This window comes from Nocardia sp. NPDC005978 (assembly GCF_040614455.1).
Lineage (GTDB): Bacteria > Actinomycetota > Actinomycetes > Mycobacteriales > Mycobacteriaceae > Nocardia.
The window spans coordinates 26389-48459 of the sequence record NZ_JBEXUS010000004.1; the positions used below are offsets into that span (position 1 = coordinate 26389).

Annotated in this window: 16 protein-coding genes; 3 read left to right on the top strand and 13 right to left on the bottom strand. The window is 69.5% G+C overall.

Going from position 1 to position 22071, the window contains the following annotated elements; all coding sequences use genetic code 11:
• Positions 1–218 precede the first annotated feature (218 nt).
• A complete protein-coding gene (locus ABZ319_RS02800) occupies positions 219–1526 on the bottom strand; it encodes a family 1 glycosylhydrolase (protein ID WP_354984570.1) in 1308 nt (435 codons plus the stop codon).
• 110 nt (positions 1527–1636) lie between these two features.
• On the opposite strand from ABZ319_RS02800, the gene ABZ319_RS02805 reads away from it, so the two are divergent.
• Positions 1637–2206 (top strand): helix-turn-helix domain-containing protein, encoded by a 570-nt coding sequence (locus tag ABZ319_RS02805; RefSeq protein ID WP_354984571.1) that lies wholly within the window; start codon positions 1637–1639, stop codon positions 2204–2206.
• Between the two features lie 4 nt (positions 2207–2210).
• Here the strand turns inward: ABZ319_RS02805 and ABZ319_RS02810 are convergent, their stop codons facing one another.
• The 3 genes from ABZ319_RS02810 to ABZ319_RS02820 all read right to left on the bottom strand — a co-directional run bounded on the left by ABZ319_RS02810 (position 2211) and on the right by ABZ319_RS02820 (position 6429).
• On the bottom strand, positions 2211–3728 hold the full coding sequence (locus ABZ319_RS02810; RefSeq protein WP_354984572.1) for a YfcC family protein: 1518 nt from the start codon (positions 3726–3728) through the stop codon (positions 2211–2213).
• Positions 3725–5074 (bottom strand): M20/M25/M40 family metallo-hydrolase, encoded by a 1350-nt coding sequence (locus ABZ319_RS02815; RefSeq protein ID WP_354984573.1) that lies wholly within the window; start codon positions 5072–5074, stop codon positions 3725–3727. The genes ABZ319_RS02810 and ABZ319_RS02815 overlap by 4 nt, the downstream gene beginning before the upstream one ends.
• 77 nt (positions 5075–5151) lie before the next feature.
• The gene (locus tag ABZ319_RS02820) at positions 5152–6429 is read right to left on the bottom strand and encodes an ROK family transcriptional regulator (protein ID WP_354984574.1); all 1278 of its coding nucleotides are present in this window, start codon (positions 6427–6429) and stop codon (positions 5152–5154) included.
• Positions 6430–6494: 65 nt separating this feature from the next.
• Between ABZ319_RS02820 and ABZ319_RS02825 the strand changes: the two genes are divergently transcribed.
• Together ABZ319_RS02825 and ABZ319_RS02830 are read left to right on the top strand one after the other, a co-directional pair.
• Positions 6495–8033, top strand: coding sequence for a carboxylesterase family protein (locus tag ABZ319_RS02825; RefSeq protein ID WP_354984575.1), 1539 nt, complete (start codon positions 6495–6497; stop codon positions 8031–8033).
• 123 nt (positions 8034–8156) lie between these two features.
• Entirely contained in the window at positions 8157–8861 is a 705-nt protein-coding gene (locus ABZ319_RS02830; protein ID WP_354984576.1) for a hypothetical protein, read from the top strand.
• Positions 8862–9088: 227 nt separating this feature from the next.
• Here ABZ319_RS02830 and ABZ319_RS02835 read toward each other — a convergent pair whose 3' ends face one another.
• The 9 genes from ABZ319_RS02835 to ABZ319_RS02875 form a co-directional block, all read right to left on the bottom strand.
• Positions 9089–10150, bottom strand: a complete 1062-nt coding sequence (locus ABZ319_RS02835) for an aminotransferase class V-fold PLP-dependent enzyme (protein ID WP_354984577.1) — start codon at positions 10148–10150, stop codon at positions 9089–9091.
• Positions 10151–10308: 158 nt separating this feature from the next.
• Entirely contained in the window at positions 10309–11811 is a 1503-nt protein-coding gene (locus tag ABZ319_RS02840; RefSeq protein ID WP_354984578.1) for an NAD(P)/FAD-dependent oxidoreductase, read from the bottom strand.
• A 153-nt stretch (positions 11812–11964) separates the two neighbouring features.
• Positions 11965–12972, bottom strand: coding sequence for a diiron oxygenase (locus ABZ319_RS02845; protein WP_354984579.1), 1008 nt, complete (start codon positions 12970–12972; stop codon positions 11965–11967).
• 87 nt (positions 12973–13059) lie between these two features.
• Positions 13060–14439: a hypothetical protein gene (locus ABZ319_RS02850; RefSeq protein WP_354984580.1), complete on the bottom strand. Its 1380-nt coding sequence runs from the start codon at positions 14437–14439 to the stop codon at positions 13060–13062.
• Positions 14440–14453: 14 nt separating this feature from the next.
• Positions 14454–15281, bottom strand: coding sequence for an ABC transporter permease (locus ABZ319_RS02855; protein WP_354984581.1), 828 nt, complete (start codon positions 15279–15281; stop codon positions 14454–14456).
• Complete coding sequence (locus ABZ319_RS02860) at positions 15278–16237, bottom strand: ATP-binding cassette domain-containing protein (protein ID WP_354984582.1); 960 nt, start codon at positions 16235–16237, stop codon at positions 15278–15280. Before ABZ319_RS02860 ends, ABZ319_RS02855 begins: the two co-directional genes overlap by 4 nt.
• On the bottom strand, positions 16234–17745 hold the full coding sequence (locus tag ABZ319_RS02865; protein WP_354984583.1) for a nucleotide disphospho-sugar-binding domain-containing protein: 1512 nt from the start codon (positions 17743–17745) through the stop codon (positions 16234–16236). Before ABZ319_RS02865 ends, ABZ319_RS02860 begins: the two co-directional genes overlap by 4 nt.
• Positions 17746–17748: 3 nt before the next feature.
• The gene (locus ABZ319_RS02870) at positions 17749–19560 is read right to left on the bottom strand and encodes a condensation domain-containing protein (RefSeq protein WP_354984584.1); all 1812 of its coding nucleotides are present in this window, start codon (positions 19558–19560) and stop codon (positions 17749–17751) included.
• A gap of 566 nt (positions 19561–20126) precedes the next feature.
• Entirely contained in the window at positions 20127–21929 is a 1803-nt protein-coding gene (locus tag ABZ319_RS02875; RefSeq protein WP_354984585.1) for a long-chain fatty acid--CoA ligase, read from the bottom strand.
• Between the last annotated feature and the right edge of the window lie 142 nt (positions 21930–22071).

A 22071-nucleotide genomic window follows, 5' to 3' on the forward strand; every position in this document is an offset into this window, starting at 1 on the left:
CACTACCGGACCCGGCTGGTTGTCGTTATCCAGTCGTCCACCAACTCAGCCATCTCCCGCCGCTCCGATAGTTCCCAGGGCCCGGCCACGCATCCACACCACCTATCCCCCGTTCGTCCCGGCACGAAGGAAAGCGCGGCCACTGCTACCCCGCCACGCACCGCGGGTGCACGCGGCAGCGTTGCCGTGTGCACCCGCGGCCCGTAGAACGCGAAACATCAGCGGGGCGCCGCAGCCGGGTCCAGGCAGCTGGCGAGGCCATCCACGAGGGAGCAGGTCGCCGGGGCGCGGGTCGGGACGTAGCCCGCGGGGACGCCGGAGTTGGCGGTGATCTCGGTGTAGGCGGGGACCGCGTCGGTGGGGCGGCGGGTCAGGGTGGGGTCGGTCAGGACGTCCACCGTGTAGAGGCCGAAACGCGGGGTGTAGGAGCCCCATTCGTAGTTGTCGGTGAGGCTCCAGTAGTTGTAGCCCATCACGTTCATGCCGTCGGCCTTGGCGCGCTGCACCCAGTAGATCGTGTCGCGCAGATCGTCGGCGCGGGTGTAGCCGTCGGCGCGGGGCAGGCCGTTCTCGGTCGGCATGCCGTTCTCCACGATGTACAGCGGCTTGCCGGGGAATTTGTTCGAATAGTGTTGCAGCGCATAGTAGATGCCTTCGGGCTGCAGGGGGTTCTTCCACAGCTGCGTGAAGTTCGTGAACATGCCGGCCGAACTCGGGGACAGGCCGTAGTAATAGTCGATGCCCACGTAGTCCAGCTTGGCCGCGATCTTGTCGATGAACGGACCGTTCACCACGTCCTCGGCCGCGGGGATGTAGGCGACATTGCTGGTCACCTGCGCGCCCGGCTGTACCGAATGAATGTAGTCGTAGATCTCGTTGTGCGACTGCGCGATTCGATCCTGCATGGCGGGAACCGAGGTCGCGGGCAGACCGCCGTGCCTGGTCTCGTTGATCAGGTACATGGCCGGTTCGTTGAAGCTGACCCACAGCGGATCGAAGCGCGCGTAGCGATCGACCACCGTGCGCGCGTTGGCCAGCCAGTCGGTGACCATGCCGGGGTTGTTCCAGCCGCCGCGATCGGCTTCCCAGCCCGGGTACACCCAGTGATCCAGGGTGAGCATGGGCCGCATGCCCGCGGCGGTGATGGCTCCGATCACGCTGTCGTAGAAGCGCAGTCCGGCTTCGTCCCACACTCCGGGCTGCGGCTGCACGCGCGCCCATTCGATGCCGATGCGGTACACGCGCACGCCGAGCTGCTTCGCGAGCTGAATGTCGGAGGCATAGCGGTGATAGAAGTCGATCGAATCCCGATACGGATCATCGGTCTTGCCCGCCGCGATGTAGCGCGTCCAGTTGCTGTCCGGTGCGCTGCCCTCGGACTGGAATCCGGAGGCGGCCACACCCCAGAGGAAGTCCTCTCCCATGGGTGCGAGCTGTGCGGGCGGCGCCGCTGTGGCCGGGGCCGCGCCGAATGCGAGCGCGATGGCCAGTACGGCCGGGACGAGGGTGTGGAGCCGGAGTCGCATCGGATGTCTCTCCTTCGCTGTGAACGACCCGATCGCGGGGTCGCATGAAAACCGTACAACGCACGGTTTTAGTTACACAAGCCTGGTCGGCGGGGTTCTAGACTCTCCTCGTGGCAAAACGCGGCCCCTACGGCAAAGGCATCGAACGCCGGGAACAGATCCTGGCCGCGGCCCTGCACACCATTGCCGAGCGCGGCTTCCTGGCTACCTCCGTCGCGGAATTGGCCGAGGCCGCCGGCCTGAGCCAGAGCGGTCTGCTGCACTATTTCGGCTCCAAGGAGGACCTGTTCGTCGCGGTACTGCGCAAACGCGATGAAATCGATATCGCGACGCTGGATGCCCTCACTCCCGCCGATCTGATCCAGGTGATCCGCCGAAATACCCAGGTACCCGGCTTGATCGAGCTCTTCACGCACATGCAGGCCGCTGCCGCCGATCCCCGCCATCCCGCGCACGAGTACATGCGACTGCGCTACGAACGCGGTACGGCCGCCTTCGCCGCGACGCTGCGCCGGCAGCAGGGAGCGGGCCTGCTGCCCGCTCACCTGGATGCCGATGCCACCGCCGCCATTTTCTTCGCGCTGGCCGATGGCCTGCAGTCGCGCTGGCTCATCGACCGCGAATTCGATATGACGGCGCATCTGGAAGCCGCCTGGCACAGCATGATCCGGGATCGCTGAGCACTCACCCGATCCAGGCCGCCACCGCCAGGAATACGCAGATCAGCACGAAGAGGATGCCCATGAGCGGCACGATGAATTTCACGTACCGGTCGTAGCGCACCTTGGCCAGCGCGATGCCGCCGGTCACCACGGCCGTGGTCGGCGTGACCAGATTCGCCCACCCCGAGGCCGATTGCCAGGCCGTGACCACCAGCGAGCGCGGCACATTCGCGAAGTCGGCGAGCGGGGCCATGATGGGCATGGCCAGGGTGGCGTGCCCCGAGGTCGATGGGATGAGGAAGGCCAGCGGCACGTTCACCAGGAAGACCGCCACCGCGAAGACCGCCGAGGAGGTGCCGGTCACCACACCCTCCAGCGCGTGCAGCACGGTGCTGGTGATCTCGGTGTTGTTCATGATGACCGTGACGCCGCGCGCCAGCACGATGACGATGCCCGCGCCGACGAAGTCGCCGAAACCCTTTCCGATGGCTTCGGACATCTTGCCCTCGCCCAATCCGCCGACCAGGCCGATGACCACCGCGCCGACCAGGAACAGTGCGGTCAGCTCCGGGAAGTACCAATCCAGTTCCCACGGAAACGATGTCGCGCCGTCTCCCTTGATGACCGTCGCCCACGGGATGATCGCGAAGATCATGAAGGCGAAGGTCAGCCCGACCAGCCACAGCACCAGCACCTGCCGCCGGGTCATCGGATCCGGTTCGTGCTCTTCGGCTTTCATATCGCGATCACCCGGCTGCCAGCCGGACCAGGACTTGCCCGGGTCGTTCTTGACCCGCCGGGCGTACCAGAGCACGTAGGCGATGGTCACCGCGGTCAGCACGACCAGCATGGCCAGCCGCAGCACGATGCCGTCGCCGATGGGCACGTCGGCGGCCGAGGACGCGGTGCCGGTGGCGAAGGGGTTCACCGTCGAACACAGCACGCCCACACCGGCGCCCGCGATGATCGCACCGACCGCTGTCATGCGGTCGTACCCCAGCGCCAGGGTCAGCGGTACGAGCAGCGCGTAGAAGCCCAGGGTCTCCTCCGCGAAGCCCTCCACCGTGCCCGCGATGGCGAAGATGACCATGATGCCGACGATGAGCAGGAAGGATCGATCCCGCAATTTGTAAGCGAGCCTGCCGATTCCGCTGTCCAGCGCTCCGGTGGCGAAGGCGACGGTGATGAACGCGCCCACCGCGAGCACGAACAGGAAGACCGCCGCCGCCCCGTACAGCGCGCCGCTCACGTCCGGGGCGACCTGCCCGGTCGCGGGATCCTGAATACCGTAGAGCCCGTTGATCGGGGCCAGGAACAGATCCCGGACGCGTTCGCCGAAGCTCTTTGTCGCTTCGATGCGATGGTAGGACCCGGCAATGGTCTTGCCGTCCTTGTCCAGCTCGTACGCGCCCGCCGGAATCACGAAGGCCGCCAGCCACACCGCCACCATTACGCCGGCGAGGATCGTGTACGTCGAGGGGAAGGACCGCTTCTTCCGGTGTGAGGCGGGCTGGGGATCCGCGATCGCGGTGTCGCTCATTTGCGCATCCTGTTCGCGAACAGCTGGAAGAATTCGGCCTCGGCCAGCGCCACGTTGCCGAGTTCGCTCAGCAGCACGCGCTCGTTGAAGCCGTGCATGTTGCAGCTGGAATCCTCGGCGCCGATCATGATCACCTCGGAGTTCGGGTTGGCGGCCGCCATGGAATTGGTGAGCGGGATGGAACCGCCCATGGCCGAGTCCACGACTTCGGTGTTCCACGCCTTGCCCATGGCCTCGCGCATGGCGGAATAGGCGGGACCCGTTGTGCTCGCGGCGAATCCGGCGCCGACGTCGCCGCCGGTGACTCGCAGTTCGATGCCGAAGGGTTTCACTTTCGACAGGTGCTCGATCACCGCGCGCTGACCCTGCGCCGGATCCTGCTCGGGGTGCACGCGGACGTTCAGATACGCGCGTGCGTACGGAACTACCGCGGAGGCAGCGGTTTTCACCGGCGGTGCGTCCAATCCGATGACGGTGATGGCCGGTCCGTACCAGATGCGCTCACCGATGGGGCCGGTGCCCAGCAGGGGCATGCCCGGTTCCATACCGGTGACTTCGGCGAATTCCCGGTCGGTGTAATTCGCGCCGGTCCAGGTGTCACGGCGCAGTCCCTCGACGGCCACATTGCCGTCCGCGTCGTGCAGGGTGGCCAGAGCGTGGGTCAGCGCGAGCAGGGCATCGGGTGCGGCGCCGCCGAATTGGCCCGAATGCACGGGTGCGGCCAGGGTGCGCACTTCGACGAAGACATCGGCGACGCCGCGCAGCGCGGTGACCAGGGTGGGGGTACCGGCACGGATATTGCCGGCGTCGCAAATGAGCAGGGCGTCGGCCTGGAAGAGACCGGGCTGCTCGGCCGGGTAGTCGTCGAAGCCGGAGCCGTACTCCTCCTGCCCCTCGATGACCAGGGTGATCCCGACCGGGGGCTTGCCGCCGAAGGCGCGCAGGGCGCCGATATGGGCGACGACATTGGATTTGCAGTCCGCCGCGCCGCGGCCGTAGATCGCGCCGTCCTTTTCGACCGGGGTGAACGGTGGTGTGTTCCAGAGACTTTCATCTCCGGAGGGCTGGACGTCGTAGTGCCCGTAGAGCAGGACGGTCGGCGCGCCGGGCGGGGCGGGGATGCGGGCGTAGATGACGGGCGAGGTCTCGGGCAGCGTCAGCACCTGAATGTCCTCGACACCGGATTTTCGCAACTCTTCAGCAATGAGGTCGTGCGCCGCCTGCACATTCGCCTTGGGGTACTCCGGAAAGGCGATGGAGGGAATCGCTACCAGCTGTTTGAGCAGCTCTTTCAGGTCGGGCATGAGGTCGTTGACAGTGCTACGCAGGTCGGGGCGCAGATCCATCCGCCCATGAAACCACTACTGAACGCTAGATCAGCGAATCTGTGGCGACTTTTGTCGAGAAAATCGGCGGGCCGGTCTCAGCCGCGGGTGCGCGCCGACAGCACCGGCACCGCCGCCGGATCGGCGAGCACTGCGCGCCGGGCGTATTCGATCGCGCCGAGCAGCATCGCGTCCGCGCCGAGCACCGCGGGCAGCACCGTCAGATCCAGCGCGGGGGTCAGCGCGCGGCGGCCCGCGAGGCGATCCTCGATGCCCGGCAGCAGCCACGGGAACCATTCCGCCAGCGTCCCGCCGAGCACGATCTCCTCCACGTCCAGCAGCGCGTGAATTCCCACGACCGCGACGCCCAGCGCCCGCGCGGCGATATCGGCCGCCGCGAGCGCCCGGGCCTCGCCCGCGGTCAGGGCCGCGATGAACAGCGAATTCGCCGCCGACAGACCGGCTTCGCGCAACGTGTCGCCCAGTCCCGCCGCGTTCAGCACGGCCTCGGGCCCCGCGTAGACCACCAGGCATCCGCGCGCCCCGCACACGCACGCGGGACCGTCCATGGCCACCGGCATGTGCCCCGGCTCCCCCGCGACGCCGTGACTGCCGATCTGGATTCGCCCGTTCAGCACGACCCCGCCGCCGATGCCGGTCCCGGCTTCGATCAACACCAGTCCACGCGCCCGCGGGCGGGCGTGAAATTCCGCGAACGCGGCCGCGTTGCCGTCGTTGATCACGTCGATCACATATCCGGATCCGATCAGGCGCTCCGCCAACAGCTCTCGCAATCGCACCGGTCGCAGCCATCCGAAATCCGGTGCGACGGCGACGGTCTGCGCCGCGTCGTCGAGCACCGGCCCCGCCATGGCGATCACCACGCGCAGCAACTCCGGCGGCGGCGCGCCCGGATCGGTTCCGGAGGCGGCGGCGGTCCACCCGGCGATGCCGTTCGCCGCGGCCGCCCGGCGGACGGCGGCGGCCACCGCGTCGGCCATGACCTCGGGCCGTCCGGGCGGGCAGTGATGCGCTTCGTCCGCGCGCCACACCACCGTCCCCCCGAGATCGGCGACCGCCACGCACAGTCGTTCGGCGGTGATCTGCACGGCAATGCTCAACGCCCGCACGGGAATCAACCGCACCGGCCGTACCGGCCGCCCGCGGCCGCCCCCGCGCGGTGCTTCGTCCTCCCCGACCAGCCCCCGCTCGATCAGATCCCCCACCAGCGCGGTCACCGACCCGTGCGCCAACCCGGTGGCCGAGGCGATCTCGGTCCGCGCACACGGTCCGTGCTCCGCGATATGCCGCAGCACCCGGCCGAGGTTCGCCCGGCGCACGGCGGCGGAGTCTGCGGGCTCGGATGCGGGATTCACAGGTCGAGATTATGCTGAGGTTCAATTATTTCAACCATTGACTTAAATAGCGACCAGAGGTTGACATGGCTGTGCAGCGATTCGGACGTCGGAACCTGTTCGTGGGGGCGGGGGTGTTGGCGCTGGCCGGCGCCTGTTCCACGGAGTCGAACAGCGCGAGCGGGCCCGTCGTGGACACGGCGTCGGGGCCCGTCCGGGGTGAGCAGCGGGAGACGGGGGTCGCGTTTCTGGGGATTCCGTACGCGCAGCCGCCGGTGGGTGAGTTGCGGTTCGCCGCGCCCGTGGCGGTGACGCCGTGGGCGGAGACCAGGGACTGCACCACCTACGGGCCGACCGCGCAGCGCAAGTCGCTGACCGAGGTCACCGCTATTCCGGAGCCGAGCATCGCGGGGGACGGGGTGCTGAATCTCAACGTGTTCACCCCGAAGGCGGGCGCCGACGCCGGATTGCCGGTGCTGGTGTGGATTCACGGGGGCGGGTTCGTGGCCGGGTCAGCGGCCAGTCCCTGGTACGACGGGGCGGCCTTCAACCGGGACGGCGTGGTCGTGGTGTCGATCGGCTACCGGCTGGGTATCGAGGGCTTCCTGCACGTCGACGGCGCACCCGACAATCGGGCGGTGCTCGACTGGATCGCCGCGCTGACCTGGGTGCGCGACAACATCGCGGCCTTCGGCGGCGATCCCGGCCGGGTCACCGTCGCCGGACAGTCCGCCGGCGGCGGCGCGGTGTGGGCGCTCATGGCTGCCCCGTCCGCGCGCGGACTGTTCCACGCCGGCATCTCCGCCTCGGGAGCGCTGTCCCAGCCCAATTCCCGGGACGCGGGCCTCGCGGTGGCGCGGCTGTTCACCGCCCGTACCGGTCTGCCCGCCACCGCCGCCGCACTGCGCGATCTCACCGACGATCGGATTCAGTCCTGCGAGGACAGGATGCGCGAGATCGGGCCGGGCAGCGAGACGGTCCCGACGCTGGCGCTCGCGCCCTTCGCCGACGGGACCACCATCCCGCTGGACAGCACCGAACTGCTGAAAACCGGTGCGGCGACCAATGTTCCGCTGCTGCTCGGTTTCACCCGCGACGAGTTCAACGCCATGACCCGCGACCAGCCGGTCACCGACGCCACCCTGCCCGCCGCCTTCGCGTTCCTGGGTCTGCCGCCCGCGAGCATCGAGGCCTTCCGGGCCGCCTACCCTGGCGATTCCGCCGCCGAACTTCTCGGCCAGGCACAGAGCGACACCCTGCTGCGCGCACCCACCTACCGGGTCGCCGAGGATCGCGCGGCCCGCAACCAGGCCACCTGGCTGTACGAATTCACTTGGGCCTCAACGGCTCCCGACAACAAGGGCAGCTCCTTCCATTGCCTGGATCTGCCCTTCGCCTTCGACTGCCTGCGGGCGCAGGGCGTCACCGCCGTCGCGGGCGACAATCCGCCCCAGGCGCTGGCCGACGCCGTGCACCGCGCGTGGGTGTCCTTCATCACCACCGCCGACCCCGGGCCCAGCTGGCCGCGCTACACCCGGGATCGCCGCGAGACCATGATCTGGGCCGAGAACCCGCGCGTTCAGTCCGATCCGTTCGCCGCTCAGCGGGGACTTTGGCTGGCCTGACCGGCGTGTCCGTCGCGACGGCGCCGCTCCCGTGCGGGCCCCGCTGTTTCAAATGGCAAACTGGGGGCTACTACCCCGGCAGGATGGATTGCCCAGCACGTCGCGATGGACGGATGGTTTCGAATGCTCGGATTTCGCCGGTGGGTCGCACCCGCCGTACTGATCGCCGCTGCCACACTCCCCGCGACAGCCCCGGCATCGGCGGCACCCGGTGAGGAGCGGGCAGCACTCGGCGGCGGTTCGGGCATCGTGCTCGGCGGGCACGCAAAATGCAGCCTGACCACCATCGGACGGGACGACGCGGGCCGCCTGGTCGGCTTCACGGCGGGGCACTGCGGCGAACCGGGCACCCCGGTCGCCGGTGAGCAGTTCCCGGACGCGGGGGCGGTCGGGCGCGTGGTCACATCCGACGACACCCTCGACTACGCGGTCATCGAATTCGATCCGGCCAAGGTCACCCCGCTGCGCTCGGTGGGCGGCACCACCATCGCCGGTCTCGCGGCCACTCCCCCGGGCGCCTGGGACGTGGTCTGCCAGAACGGCCGCACCATAGGCGAGGCGTGCGGCGTCGTGTGGTCCGCGGGACCCGGCGGTTTCATCGAGCAGGCCTGTTCCAGCTACGGCGATTCCGGCGGCCCGCTGCTGCTCGGCGATCGCCTGGTCGGCCTGGTCTCCGGCCCGCTGATCAACGACACCCGGGCCATGCGCTTCACCTGCACCAGCGCCCTGAACCCCTTCCACACCCCGGTTGTGGCCGTATCCTTCGATTCGGTGCGCGCAGCGGTGGACGCGGGCAAGGGCGTGGGCGCGGGCTTCCAGCCCATCTGATCGACCGAACGCCGGGGCCGGGCGTGTCGAACGTCGATCACCTGACCGGTGGCGGTACGCACTCGGCATCCCCCACGCTCGACCGCGCACCGCAGACGGCGGCGCACGTCGTCCGGACAAATGGAGCAGCGCCATCGGAATCGCGTTGGCGGCAGGGTCGGCGGGCCGGAACGACGATCAGCGGCGGCCGGACGGCTCGGCCCGAACCATGTGCGCCGGGGCGGATTTCAGCGTGGGCGCAGCACTTCCAGGGCGCGGTCGATGTCGTCCGCCGTGTTGTAGAGGTGGCAGGCCAGGCGCAGGCGGCCCGCGCGGACCGCGCCCACCACCTTCGCCGCACGCAGGCGTTCGAGGGTCGCCGCGTCCGCGGGCACCGAGACGATGGCCGAATTCCCCACGGGCAGATGGAGTCCCACGCGCAGATGGTTCGCGATGGCGACGTTGTGCGCCCGGATGTTGGCGATGCCGGCCGAGAGCAGCAGCTCCAGCGCGGGTAGTTGCCCAATCCACGCGGGCCAGACCGGGGAGAGATCGAAGCGCCGAGCGTCCGGGGCCAGGCGCAGCGGGGCGTCGTAGACCGAATCCCACGGGTCGTCGCCGGCGTACCAACCCGCGGCGACCGGGCGCAGGGTGTCCAGAGCCTCGTCCGTACCGGCCAGGAACGCCGTGCCCTTCGGGCCGAGCAGCCACTTGTAGCCCACGCCGACAAGCCAATCCGCGCCGGTGTCGTGCACCGGGAACCAACCCGCGGCCTGACTGACGTCCAGCAGCACCCGGGCTCCGGCGGCGTGCGCGGCGGCGACCAGCGCCGGGGCGTCCATGACCGCGCCGTCGGCGGACTGCACGACCGCGGCCGCCACCACGTCGTCACCCGGGCGCACCGCCGCGGCGAGCTCCGCGAACGGGACGGTGCGCACGCGAATATCCCTGCGCGCCAGGAAGGGCCAGATGACCGAGGTGAACTCCGATTCCGGCAGCAGCACGTTCGCGCCCACCGGCAGGCTCTCGGCCACCAGACCGACGAATTGGGAGACGTGCGCGCCGATGGCCACCCGACTCGCCTCGACGCCGAGCAGTCGGCCCAGGGCCGCGCGGCAGTTCGCGACGATGCCGTCGACCGCCGAGATGTCGAATTCCCCGCGCACCCGGCGCTGTTCGGCCGCGGCGACCTCGTCCGCGACGGCCGTCGGGAGCAGCCCGTAACTGGCGGCGTTGAGGTAGGTCACGGTGGGCGCGAACGCGTTCCGGACGCCGGGCGGAAGCAGGGAGAAGGTTCGAGCGTGGGTCATCAGCTCATGGTCCCCGCCCCCGCGACCCCGGAAAAGAGCCGGTGAGCCGGGAACTGGTCTGTTCCCGGCCCACCGTTATTCGACCGGTTCGACGCGGACCGGGGGCGGTTACCGCGTCGGGGGGTCGGCGGTCGCCGCGCCGATCGGTCGAAATCCAGTCAGGCGGAGCGTGATTCGGCCGTGGCGACGGCCTCGCGCTTCACCTCGCGGCGGAACCGCAGGATGCCGTCCTCGATGGCGCCCTTGCGGAGCATGGCGCGATCGCGGAAGTAGTTGTTGATGACCAGCCACGGCCCGCGCGTGCCCTGACGCGGCATGACGCCGTCACCGCGCTGGATGTAGCCGGAGGTGAGCGCACCGCCCATGAGCGAGGCCTCGGACCGATCGCCCTCCTCGGGAACGGCCACGACCTGCGAATAGCCTTCCGCCTTCATGTGATTGAGCAGGCGGCAGAAGTACTCGGCGGCCAGATCGGCCTTGAGCGTCCAGGACGCGTTGGTGTAGCCCAGGATCACCATGGCGTTGGGGACGTTGCTGAGCAGAGCGCCCTTGTAGGCCACCAGATCCCGGGTCGCCAGCGTCTCGCCGTCGACCTCGAGCGCAGCGCCGCCGAGCATCTGCACGGTCAGGCCGGTCGCGCTCACGATGATGTCCGCCTCGAGCTCCTCGCCCGAGCGCAGGCGGATGCCCTTCGGGGTGAAGGTCTCGATGTGATCGGTGGCGATGGACGCCTTGCCGCTGCGCAGGATGCGGAACAGGTCGCCGTTGGGCACCACGCACAGGCGCTGATCCCACGGGTCGTAGGACGGGGTGAAGTGCCGCATGTCGATGTTCGGGCCGACCTGCGCGCGCACCGCGGCCAGCATGAGCTTGCGCGAGAGCTTGGGGTTGGTGCGCGAGAGCTGGTAGCTGGCGCGCTGCAGCGCGATGTTGCGCGCCCGGCCCGCCTTGTACGCCACGGCCGCGGGCACCCGCGCGAACTTGAGCCCGACCGCGACCGGGTCGTCGGCGGGCAGCGCCGCGATGTAGGTGGGCGACCGCTGCAGCATGGTGACGTGCGCGGCGTCCTTGCTCATGGACGGGATCAGCGTGATGGCGGTCGCGCCGCTGCCGATGACCACGACCTTCTTGCCGGTGTAATCCAGGTCCTCGGGCCAGTGCTGCGGGTGCACGATCTGCCCGGTGAAGTCCTCCTGGCCGGGGAAGCTGGGCTGGTAACCCTTGTCGTAGTCGTAGTAGCCGGTGCAGCCGATCAGGAAGTCGCTGGTGTAGGTCTCGGTCTGGCCGGTCTGCTCGTCGAGCACCTGGACGGTCCACAGGCTCTCGTTGCTGTCGAAGCTCGCGCGGGTGACCTTGCGGCCGAAGCGGATGTTCTTCGTGACGCCGTACTCGGCGGCGGTGTCCTCGATGTACTGGCGGATGTTCGGCCCGTCGGCGAGGACCTTGGTGCCGATCCAGGGCCGGAAGCCGAAGCCGAAGGTGTACATGTCCGAGTCCGAGCGGATGCCGGGGTAGCGGAACAGGTCCCAGGTGCCGCCGATGGCGGTGCGCCGCTCCAGGATGAGGTAGCTGCGCCCAGTGTTCTCCCGGGTCAGATGGCAGGCCATGCCGATACCGGACAGGCCCGCGCCGATGATCAGTACGTCGACATGCCGCGTCATTGAGGTACTCGCTTCGTCTGGTCGTCCGCCCGGGCTTCGTCGTCCGAGCGTCCCCGGGATGTTACGTGTTATCCGGGGTAACGTCTACTATAGCCGCGGACCGCCGTCCGGGGTGCGGGTGACGGCGGTCCACCGACCTGGGGATATCCGCGACTACGCGGCGCGCGTGTGCCCCGAGCGATCCGGCTCCGAGCGATAGCGCGTGGTCGAACCGCCGATGCCGAGCACCTTCCACACGGTCTTGGCGATCGGGTTCATCAGCCCGATGCGCTGGGCCAGCGCGCGCACGTCGCCGAAGTACCCGGCGAAGGTCTCCTTGGAGTCGGGCAGCCCGAAGAAGACCTCCCTGCGCACCCGCTCCGGAATGCCGAACTCCCGGAAGAAGGCGCGCGGCGGAATGATGATCGCCCGCCCGCCGATCCACATGACGATCGGGAAGGCCAGCGAGAGCACGAAGCGAGCGAGCTGATTCGCCTCGGGCACATGGTGTTCCAGGTATTCGTGGGCGAAGGAGATGTGCCGGGCCTCCTCGGCGACGTGAATCGCCATGACGCCGCGCATGATCGGGTGAATGTCCGCGCCCGCGCGCAGAATCGCCTTCTGAATGTGATCGATCGGCTCCTCGCCCGAGAGCACGGCGATGAAGAACAGATTCGGGAACAGCGCGGCCAGCGGCGGGACCACGTAGGTGAGCTGTCGCAGGATCGGCCCCATCCCGGGCACGTCGCGCCCGATGCGGTTCACCATCTCCTGGAACATCAGGGTGTGGTTGCACTCCTCGATGACCTCGTGGGTGCAGTACCGGAACTCGGGCGAGCCGTTGGGCAGCTTGAAGGTCTGCTGCACCATGCCGCCGATGAGCAGGGTTTCGAACTGCAGCCCGACCTTGGCGATATTGGCCTGGCGCCACTGCCCGATCTCGATCTTGCGATCCTCGGTTTGCGCCTGATACCAGGGATGGCGAGCGAACATGTCGCCCGCGGCGGGCAGAATCCAGCGGGGATCGTTCGGGATGACCGCGAAAGCCGAGTTGTCCCAATCGATGTCGGCGTAGGGATCGAAATGCTTGTCGACCGAGCCCTGCGAGAGCAGCAGGACCTTGTCCGCGTAGCTCTGCGCGAGCGCGAGCACGGAATCGGCGGTAGTGGGTACTGACACCATTGTCAGGCCTCCTGGGAGTGACCAAAATTACTGTATCTCATGGTTACACTTATCCCCGGAGGCGTCAACCGCCGCCGTGCCGCCCGGTCAGCTCCAGAAGACCGGATCCAGGCCCCAGGCCGCGAATTCGGCCGCGACGCACTCGCGCAGCGCGGCGCGGGAAGGAAAGCGATCGGGATCCGCGCCGGTCACCGCCAATGTCACGGTGTCACCGTCACTCGACCAGGACAGGTTGAGGCCGACCTCGATCCGGCGGAACAGTTCGGTCGGACCGGCGCAGACCACCGGGCGCATGAGCACGGTGCGCGCCCGCACGCCGCCGATCGTGGCCACCGCGCGCCCGGTCTCACCGAGGTTGGTGCACAGGCACTCCGGTGCCTTGGCGGTGCGCGAGAAGTAGCCGAGCACGAAGCGCGGCAGCATCATCTGCACCGGTTGCAGGTGTTGCAGCGCGGGCGTGGTGGCGGGATCGGCGTAGGCGCGCGCGGCCTGTTTGATGGCGGCGCGCACCAGCGCGAGATCGGTGCGCTCCCCCGCGCGGTAGGGCACCGCGATGGGCAGGCCGGTGGTGGCGTTGCCGCGCGGGTCGTCCGGGCCGCGCATCGAGTGCGGGATGTCGACCCGCACCCGCGCGCCGTCGGCGATGCGACCCGAACGGCCCAGCACGCCGACTCCGACGCCGATCATGAGGCCGTTCGCGGTGCCGCCGTGGGCGGCCGCGACGGAGTTCCATTCCGCGAGAGGTACTTCCACGACGAGGTCGGCGGGGGCATAGGTTTCCGGCAGGTCGAGGGCCGGCGCTTCGGGGCGCGGATTGCGGGCGGGTTCGGTGACCGCGCGGGCGGCCACCGCCGCGCGCACTCCCCGCGCGGCAGCGGTGATCTGAGCGGCGGCGTCGGCGAAATGCCTGCGGTACAGACCATCTCGGGGTGTGCCTCCCACCAGCGCGCCCGAACCATCGGCCGCCGACGGCGCGGCCCCGGTGTCGATCCGGTACAGCGCGTCGCCCAGGGCGTAGAGCACCGCGCCGCCGTCGGCGCCGACGTGCGAGGTGACCAGCGACAGCAGGGTGCCGCCGGTGGTCGTGGGCGCGGCGGACAGGCGCCACACCCGGCCCGCGACGGGATCGAAATCCACCCGGGTCTGGGCGAGAAACCAATCCAGCACACCGTTCTCGGGAATCGGCTCGGTGTCCCGGCCCAGCGCCAGGGAGTACTCGGCGCGCACCCACCAGGGCCGGGCCAGCGGCACGGTGGTGGTGCGCACCCGGCGGGCCAGGAATCCGTGTGCCAGCTGCGCGTGCAGGCCCGCCAGGACCGCGGGGTCCACGGGTGCGTCGAAGCGCCAGGCCACCTGGTTCACGATGGCGTTGCCGTACAGATCGTGCAGTTTGAGGAACAGGTCGTCGTCGGCGGTGAGCCGGTTCATGGCGACCGGCGCGGACACGGGCGCGGTGGGTGCGGCCATGTGAATCCTCCTGATCAGCGCTTGCGCAGGGTGCGAACGGTCAAGGGAGCGAAGACGAGAGCGATGAGCAGCGCGGCCACCACCGACCAGAGCAGATCGCTGCCGCCGGCGCCGGTGTCGGCGAGGGTGCGCACCGCGGCCACCAGGTGGGAGACGGGGTTGTAGTCCGAGACGTGCCGCAACCAGGCCGGCATGGCCTCCTCGGGCACCAGGGCGTTGGAGGCGAAGCTGAGGAAGGTCAGCACCAGCATGGACATGCCCTGCACCGCGGCCGGGCGCGCGACGGTCACGCCGATGAAGGCGAAGATCCAGCTCATGGCGGTGGTCGCCAGCACCACCAGCAGCGCGCCGAGCACGAGACCGCCGGGATGCTCCGGGCGATAACCCATCCCGAACCCGACCAGCAGCACCATCACCGCGGCGATGACGTAGCGGGTCGCGCCCGCCACCAGCGCCCCGGTGACCGGCGCCGACCTCGCTATCGGCATGGCCACGAAGCGGTCGAAGACGCCGGAGCGAATGTCCTCCGAGAGCTGGACGCCGGTGGCCACCGAGGAGGTGAGCACGATCTGCACCAGCACACCGGGAATCAGGGTGGGCAGGTAGGCGTGCATGCTGCCCGCGATCGCGGTGCCGAACACGCTGCCGAACAGCAGCGGGCCGATGATCGGCAGCAGCACCGCGTCGTAGAGCAACTGGGGACTGTGCCGGAAGGTGAGCATGCCGCGCTGGGCCATGATGAGCGATTGCCGCAGGCCCGCACGGGGTCCGAGGTGGACCACGGTGGGGCGGCGCCGGACGCGTGCGGCGGGCCGGGCGGGTGCGGTGTCGAGAACGGTCATGACGCGGCCCTGCTGTCTGTCGAGTGCTGGGTGAGCGCCAGGAACACCGAATTCAGGTCCGGGCGGTCGACGGCGAAGCCGCGCAGGCGGATTCCGCTGGTGCGGCAGGCGGTGAGCACATCGGCGGCGCTGTCGATGTCGTTCAGCGGTACCGAGAGGGTGGCCGGTGTGTCCCCGTGCAGCGGGGTCACCCCGATGATGCGTTCCACGGCGGCGTCGGCGAGCGGGCGCTGGGCCGCGTCGACGAGATCGATGCGCAACATCTCCTCTCCGAGTGAGGATTTGAGCTCGCCCGCCGTGCCCTGGGCCACCACGACACCCTTGTCGATGACGGCGATGCGGTCGGCGAGCGCGTCGGCCTCCTCCAGGTACTGGGTGGTGAGCAGGATCGTCGCCCCCCGATCGACCAGACCGCGGACCACCGACCACATGCGTTCGCGGGTATGGGGATCCAAGCCGGTGGTCGGCTCGTCCAGGAAGATCAGGGGCGGCAGGGTGATCAGCGTGGCCGCCAGATCCAGGCGGCGGCGCATGCCGCCGGAGAAGGTGCCGACCCGGCGCTGAGTGGCGGCGGTGAGCTCGAACTCCTCGAGCAGTTCGTGCGCGCGCAGGGTGGCGGCACGGCGGGTCAGTCCGAGCAGCTGCCCGAAGAGCCGCAGATTCTCGATGGCGGTGAGGTTTTCGTCCACCGCGGCGTACTGGCCGGTGAGCCCGATCATGGACCGCACCGCCGTGGCCTGGCGCACCACGTCGTGGCCGAAGACCAGGGCGTTGCCGCTGTCCGGGCGCAACAGGGTGGCGAGCATGCGCACGATGGTGGTCTTGCCCGCGCCGTTGGGGCCGAGCAATCCGAACACGGTGCCCGCGGCGACCCGCAGATCCACTCCGCCGACGGCGGTGAGGGACCCGAAGCTCTTGCCGAGCCCCCGGGTCTCGATGGCGAACTCGGTGCTCATGAGGCACCTCCGATCCTGACGGGTGCGATCGCTCGCTCCGGCGGTGCTGCCGGAAGAGCGGACGACACAAGGGATTCGATGACATCGACGGCTCGCGCGACACCGTCGTCACGAAAGCGGGCTGCGTGCGCTGCGGCGCGCAGCACGACGTCCGGGTCGGCCGCTCGCTGCAGCAGGCGTTCGAGCCGGTCGGCCGACAGCGCGCCGAACGGCATGGCGGCCCCGAGTCCGAGCGTCTCGATCTGCCGCCCCCAGAAGGGCTGATCGGCCTGCATCGCGCAGATCACCTGGGGCACACCGGCGCGCAGCGCGGCGGCCGTGGTGCCCGCGCCGCCGTGGTGCACGGCGGCCGCGCAGCGCGGCAGCACCACGCCGTGGTCGACCTGGTCCACCACGGCCACATCGGGGGTGAGCCCCGGCCGAAAGGCCGTGCCGGTCAGCAACAGTCGCCGGCCCAGCCGCTTGCACGCGGTGCGAACCAGCAGCTCGAGATCGTGTGGGTCACCGACCCGCATGGATCCGAAGCCGACGTACACGGGCGGATCGCCGGCATCCAGCCAGGTGTGCAGTTCGGAATCGAACGGAATGCCCCGGGGCGCCGCGGCGGGCCGGCGCACCGCGGGTTCGCGGGTCCCACCCGGCCCCTGCGCCGAGACTTTCTGCCGCGAAACGGATTCGGTCGACGGCGGTTCCGCGACCGCGGCGTCGATCGCAACGTCCGGCGGCGCAGCGCCCGTTGCGGCGAGACCGGCGGCCGGAGCGTCGCGGTACGCGGCGGAGGGCGTGATCCGGCCAGGTTCCCGACCGGATGCGAGTTGTGCGGTGCGCCTGGTTCCCGAGTCCGGCACGACGGGGAAGCCGGTGACCGGTTCGTCGCCGCGGAGCTCGGCGGCGAGACCGGGGAAAAGCCCCGCGTCATATGCCTGAATACTGGTGCGTTGCAGGTATTTCCGCGGACTCACGGAACGTACGGCAGCGATTTCCCGGGCCAGAGCGCGGGCCCTGAGCGCGGTCAGTGCCCGCCAGCCCGCGCGGTTGAGCGCTCCGGGCAGGTGGACGCCCAGTGCGGTCGGCAGTACGGGGACCGCGCGGTTCGGACGTATGGGGAAGAAGTGCAGGGCAGCGAGCGGAATATCGCGTCCGCGGGCGACTTCGGCGGCGACTTCCTCACAGGCCATGCCGGTGACGAGCAGCTCGGCCGCGTCCGCCACGGCGAGCAGATCCCGTGCGGCCTCGGCGAATCCGCGGCGCTGCAACTCCAGTAGCGCCCGGAAGCGCGCGCGCAGGTTCCAGCTACCGCCCCGCCGGTCCTCTTCCTGTGCACGCAAGAGCTCGGCGCTGTCCAGCCCGAAGCCGACGACCGGAATTCCGTGCCCCGTGGCGAATTCCACCAGGTTCGGGGACACCGCCAGGGTCACGTCGTGTCCCCGGCGCAGGAGCTCGCGCCCGAGCAGCACGCCCGGTTGCGCGTCACCCCGACTGCCCGCGAAGGCCAGTAGCACCCGCATCACTCAGCCCTGCGCCGGCGCGGAGACGAGTTGCGCCGCAACCGGGTTCGCCGCGTCCGCGTCGACTCGCGGAGCCTCGGTCCGCAGCGCGCTTCCCTGCCCGGCCGGGTCGGGTACCGCACCGGGCTGCCCCGTCCGGTCGCATACGCCGCCGGACCGGCTTGCTCGGCCGGGTTCCGCACCGGCGAGGGCCGGGGTGGCGACCGCCACCGCGGGTGCGGGCCGACGTCCGGCCTCGTGTTCGGGTGCGAGGTGGGCGTCCCGCCCGGCATCGGCGAATTCCGATGTGCTCGTGAGCAGCACGCCCGCGAGAGCCGGATCACCGGCCGATTCTCGAAGACCGTCGGACACCGTGCTGTCGGGTGCGACGGCGGTGGTGATGCGCGCGGAGTCGGCGGTCGAGGTGTGGTCCGGGCCGACCACCCGGACCCGGTCGGCGGGCGGCTGCCCGGCGAACTCGCCTATGGCGCGGGTGAATTCGGCCAGGAAGCGGTCCATCTCGGCGGCGGGGAACGCGGCCGGGAAGCGGGTGGAGAAGCGCAGTCCGTCGGCGGCGCGGACCACCCAGAAGAAGACCTCGTCGCCGGAGTAGGACTCCGAGCGCAGGGTGTGCCCGCGCAGCGCCTCCACCAGCTGATAGTCCGGCAGGACCCGGATGTCCAGGAAGGAGATGCCGAAGCGGGGGCGGTCGGCGCAGTCCAGAAGTTCGAGGGCGCGGGTCCAGGTGGCGTTGTTGGCGACGCGGGACTTGCGCAGCGCGGTGCGGGTGGCTTCCAGCGCGCTGTCGGGGTCCGGATCCGGGGCGAGGGTGATGTCGATCGGGACCACGTTCACGAACCAGCCCATGGACTCGAGCCATTGCAGATCCGGGCGGGTGGCGATGGGCATGATGGCCCGCAGCGACAGGTACCCGTAGGCGCGGCGATACGCGATGGCCAGCGCCGCGAACACCGCGACCGAGAGCCGGTGCCCGCGGGCGGTGATCGCCTCCTCGATGAGTTCGAGTTCGTTGAGCGGCAGCAGTTTTCGCGACACGCTGGTCTGCGGCAGCACGGAGGGCTGCCCGCTGCCGGGCGCGATGGCGGGTTCGAAGCGGGGCAGCATGCCGCCCGAGCCGGCCAGGAACCGCTGCCACAGCCGCACCGGTTCGCAGCCCGGGGTGAGCGCGGCGGCGGAGCTGCGCTCGAGGGCGGCGAAATCGGCGGGACTGCCGAAGGTGATCGACTCGCGAACCTGCTCGCCGCGGGTCACCTCGCGGTAGAGCGTGCGCAGTTCCAGAATGACGATGGCCTGGGAGTAGGCGTCCATGACCGAGTGATCGGCGGCGACCAGCACGGTGAAGTCACCGGTCTCAGGGTGCTCGACGGTCGCGAGCAGGCAGTGCGGCCACACCAGGGGCGAGAGCCGAACCTCCAGCGCCTCGGCGAGGTAGGCGTGGATGGCCTCGGGGGTGGCGACGGCGGGCACGGGGGTGTCGGCGACCGCTACCGCGTCCGGCGCGCAGACCAGGCGGCGCGGCTCGGGACCGTCGCAGTCCACGGTGGTGCGCAGGCCCTCGTGCCGGGCATGCCACAGCCGCACGGTGGTGCGCCAGTGGCCGGCGTCGAAGGGCGCGTCGAGTTCGAAGATGGTGCCGATCCAGCGGCCGCGCCCGGGGCGCGGATCGCCGGCGTCGGTCTCGCGGCAGTACTGCGCGTGGACGCTGGTGAGCGGCCGATCATCCGGGGCCCAGCCGCGGCCCGGATGGAGTTCCGGATGCCAGAGCGTCAGCCCGCCCGGTCGCAGGGCGAATTCGGATAGGTGGGTGTATTCCATAGCGACGTCCTCATCAAACAAAAGTGAATGGCGAACAGGAAGCTATTTGCGGAGACAGGCCATGCGAGGTGCGTTCATAACCCGTTCCTTTCGAACCTTCACCGGCTGGGCTGCGCGCTGATCAGCGACTTCTTGACAGCAGGTCGGAGAATTGTGGCGGCGACGCTGCCGAGAGTGGCGCTCAGATGGGCGCTCGACCAGGACACCATTTCCATCTCGATCCCGCAACGGTTCGAAACGCTAACAATTGGTTAACGGACGGTTCTCACACCTTTCACTGTGTGCCCGGCCACTTCTCGTATGAAATTGGTCCGTCATTCACTTTCGGCTGATTCGACGCGCGCGAACACACCCGCGGGCGCACAATCCCGGGGCCGCGGCGGACTACCCGCGGCGCGGAAGCCTCTCCCGATCCATCCCCGCTCCCCCTGACCGGCCACCCATGCTCGAGGCAGCGAAAAATGAAGACCCGGAACGGGTTTCGTCCGGGTCTTCATCGTGAACTACGTATTCTGTTGTGCCCCCGCTGTTTCAGTCAGCGATGAGCCTGGCGACTGTTCTCCGAATCAGGAGTAGATCGCCGTCACCTCGGCGCTGTACTTCTCCAGCACGACATTGCGCTTGAGCGACAGCTTCGGGGTGAGTTCGCCGGTCTCCTGGGTCCAGTCGGAGGTGAGCACGCGGATCTTCTTGATCGCCTCGGCCTTCGAGACCTTGGTGTTGGTCTCGGCAACGGCCGCTTCGATTTCCGCGAGCAGCGCCGGATGCGCGGCCAGTGCCTCGATGGTGGTGTCCGCGGGAATGTCGTTGCGCTGCTGCCAGCCCGGCAGTACCTCGCGGTCCAGGGTGATCAGCACGCCGATGAAGGGCTTGTTGTCGCCGACGACCATGCACTGGCCGATGAGCGGATGCGCGCGCAGCGAATCCTCCATGGGGGCCGGGGAGACGTTCTTGCCCGCGGCGGTGACCAGGATTTCCTTCTTGCGCCCGGTGATGCTGAGGAACCCGTCGGCATCGAGCGTGCCGAGGTCACCGGTGCGGAACCAGCCGTCGACGAACGCCTCGGCGGAGGCGGCCTCGTTCTTCCAGTACCCGCCGAACACGACCGAACCGCGCACCAGCACCTCACCGTCCTCGGCGATGCGCACCGCGTTGCCCTCGATCGGCACGCCGACGCTGCCCACGCGGGTCCGGCCGACCTGGTTCACGGTGACCGCGGCGCTGGTCTCGGTCAGGCCGTAGCCCTCGAACACCGGCACGCCGATGCCGCGGAAGAAGTGGCCGAGGCGCGCGCCCAGCGGGCCGCCGCCGGAGACCGCGCCGTCGCACCGGCCACCAAGGGCCGCACGGAGTTTGGCGTAGACGAGCTTGTCGAACAGCGCGTGCTTGGCGCGCAGCAGCAGACCCGCGCCGCCGTTCTCCTGAGCCCTACTCCACTCGATGGCGGTGTCGGCCGCGGCGTCGAAGATCTTGCCCTTGCCGCCGTCGTGCGCCTTCTGCTTGGCGCCGTTGTAGATCTTCTCGAACACGCGCGGCACGGCCAGCACGAAATTCGGCTTGTACGAACCGAACTGGTCGACCAGGGTGGTCCAGTCCGAGGTGTGCGCGACGGTCACCTTGGCCGAGAGCGCGCCGACGGAGATGGCGCGGGCGAAGACGTGGGCCAGCGGCAGGAACATCAGGGTGGTGCGGCCCTCGGCGAGCAGGTGGCTCAGCGCCAGCTTGCCGGATGTGGCCTCGGCCAACAGGTTCGAGTGCGTGAGCATGACGCCCTTGGGGCGGCCCGTGGTGCCGGAGGTGTAGATCAGGGTCGCGGGCGACTCGGCGCGCACCGCGGCGCGGCGTTCGGTGAGCGCCGCGTCGTCGACCGATTCGCCGCGCGCGACCAGCTCGGCGACCGCGCCGCCGTCGATGCGCAGGGTCTCGGTGAGGTCGGGGGTGGTGATGCTCGCGACGGTCTCGGCGTGCCGGTCGTTCTCCACGATCAGCAGCTTGGTGCCGGAGTCCTCGAGGATCCAGCGCGCCTGATCGGTCGCGGAGGAGTCGTAGATCGCGACGGTGCACCCGCCGGCGGCCCAGATGGCGTAGTCGATGAGCGTCCACTCGAATCGGGTGGCGGCCATGAGCGCGACACGGTCACCGGCCTGCACACCGGACGCGATGAGGCCCTTGGCCACCGCGCGCACCTGGGCGGCGAAGTCGGCGGCGGTCACCTCGGCGTAGCCGTCGGCGGTGGGCTTGTGGAAGGCCACGAACTGCGGGGAAGTCCGCTCGAGGTCATCGACGATATCGGTCAGGGCGGCGTTCTCGGCGATGGTGTACGTCGCCTCGGCCGTGAATTCGCGATGCGCGATCGTGGGCGATACCACTGGTCAACTACCTCCTTCGGCGCGTCCGAACGGGCAGGAAAGTGGAGCTGTCCGGAACGCGGGCACACTGCTGCTGCGGCCCAGGGTACGGGCCGATTCACAATGCTGGCCAAATGCGCCGTGGATCACAATGTGCGCGTGA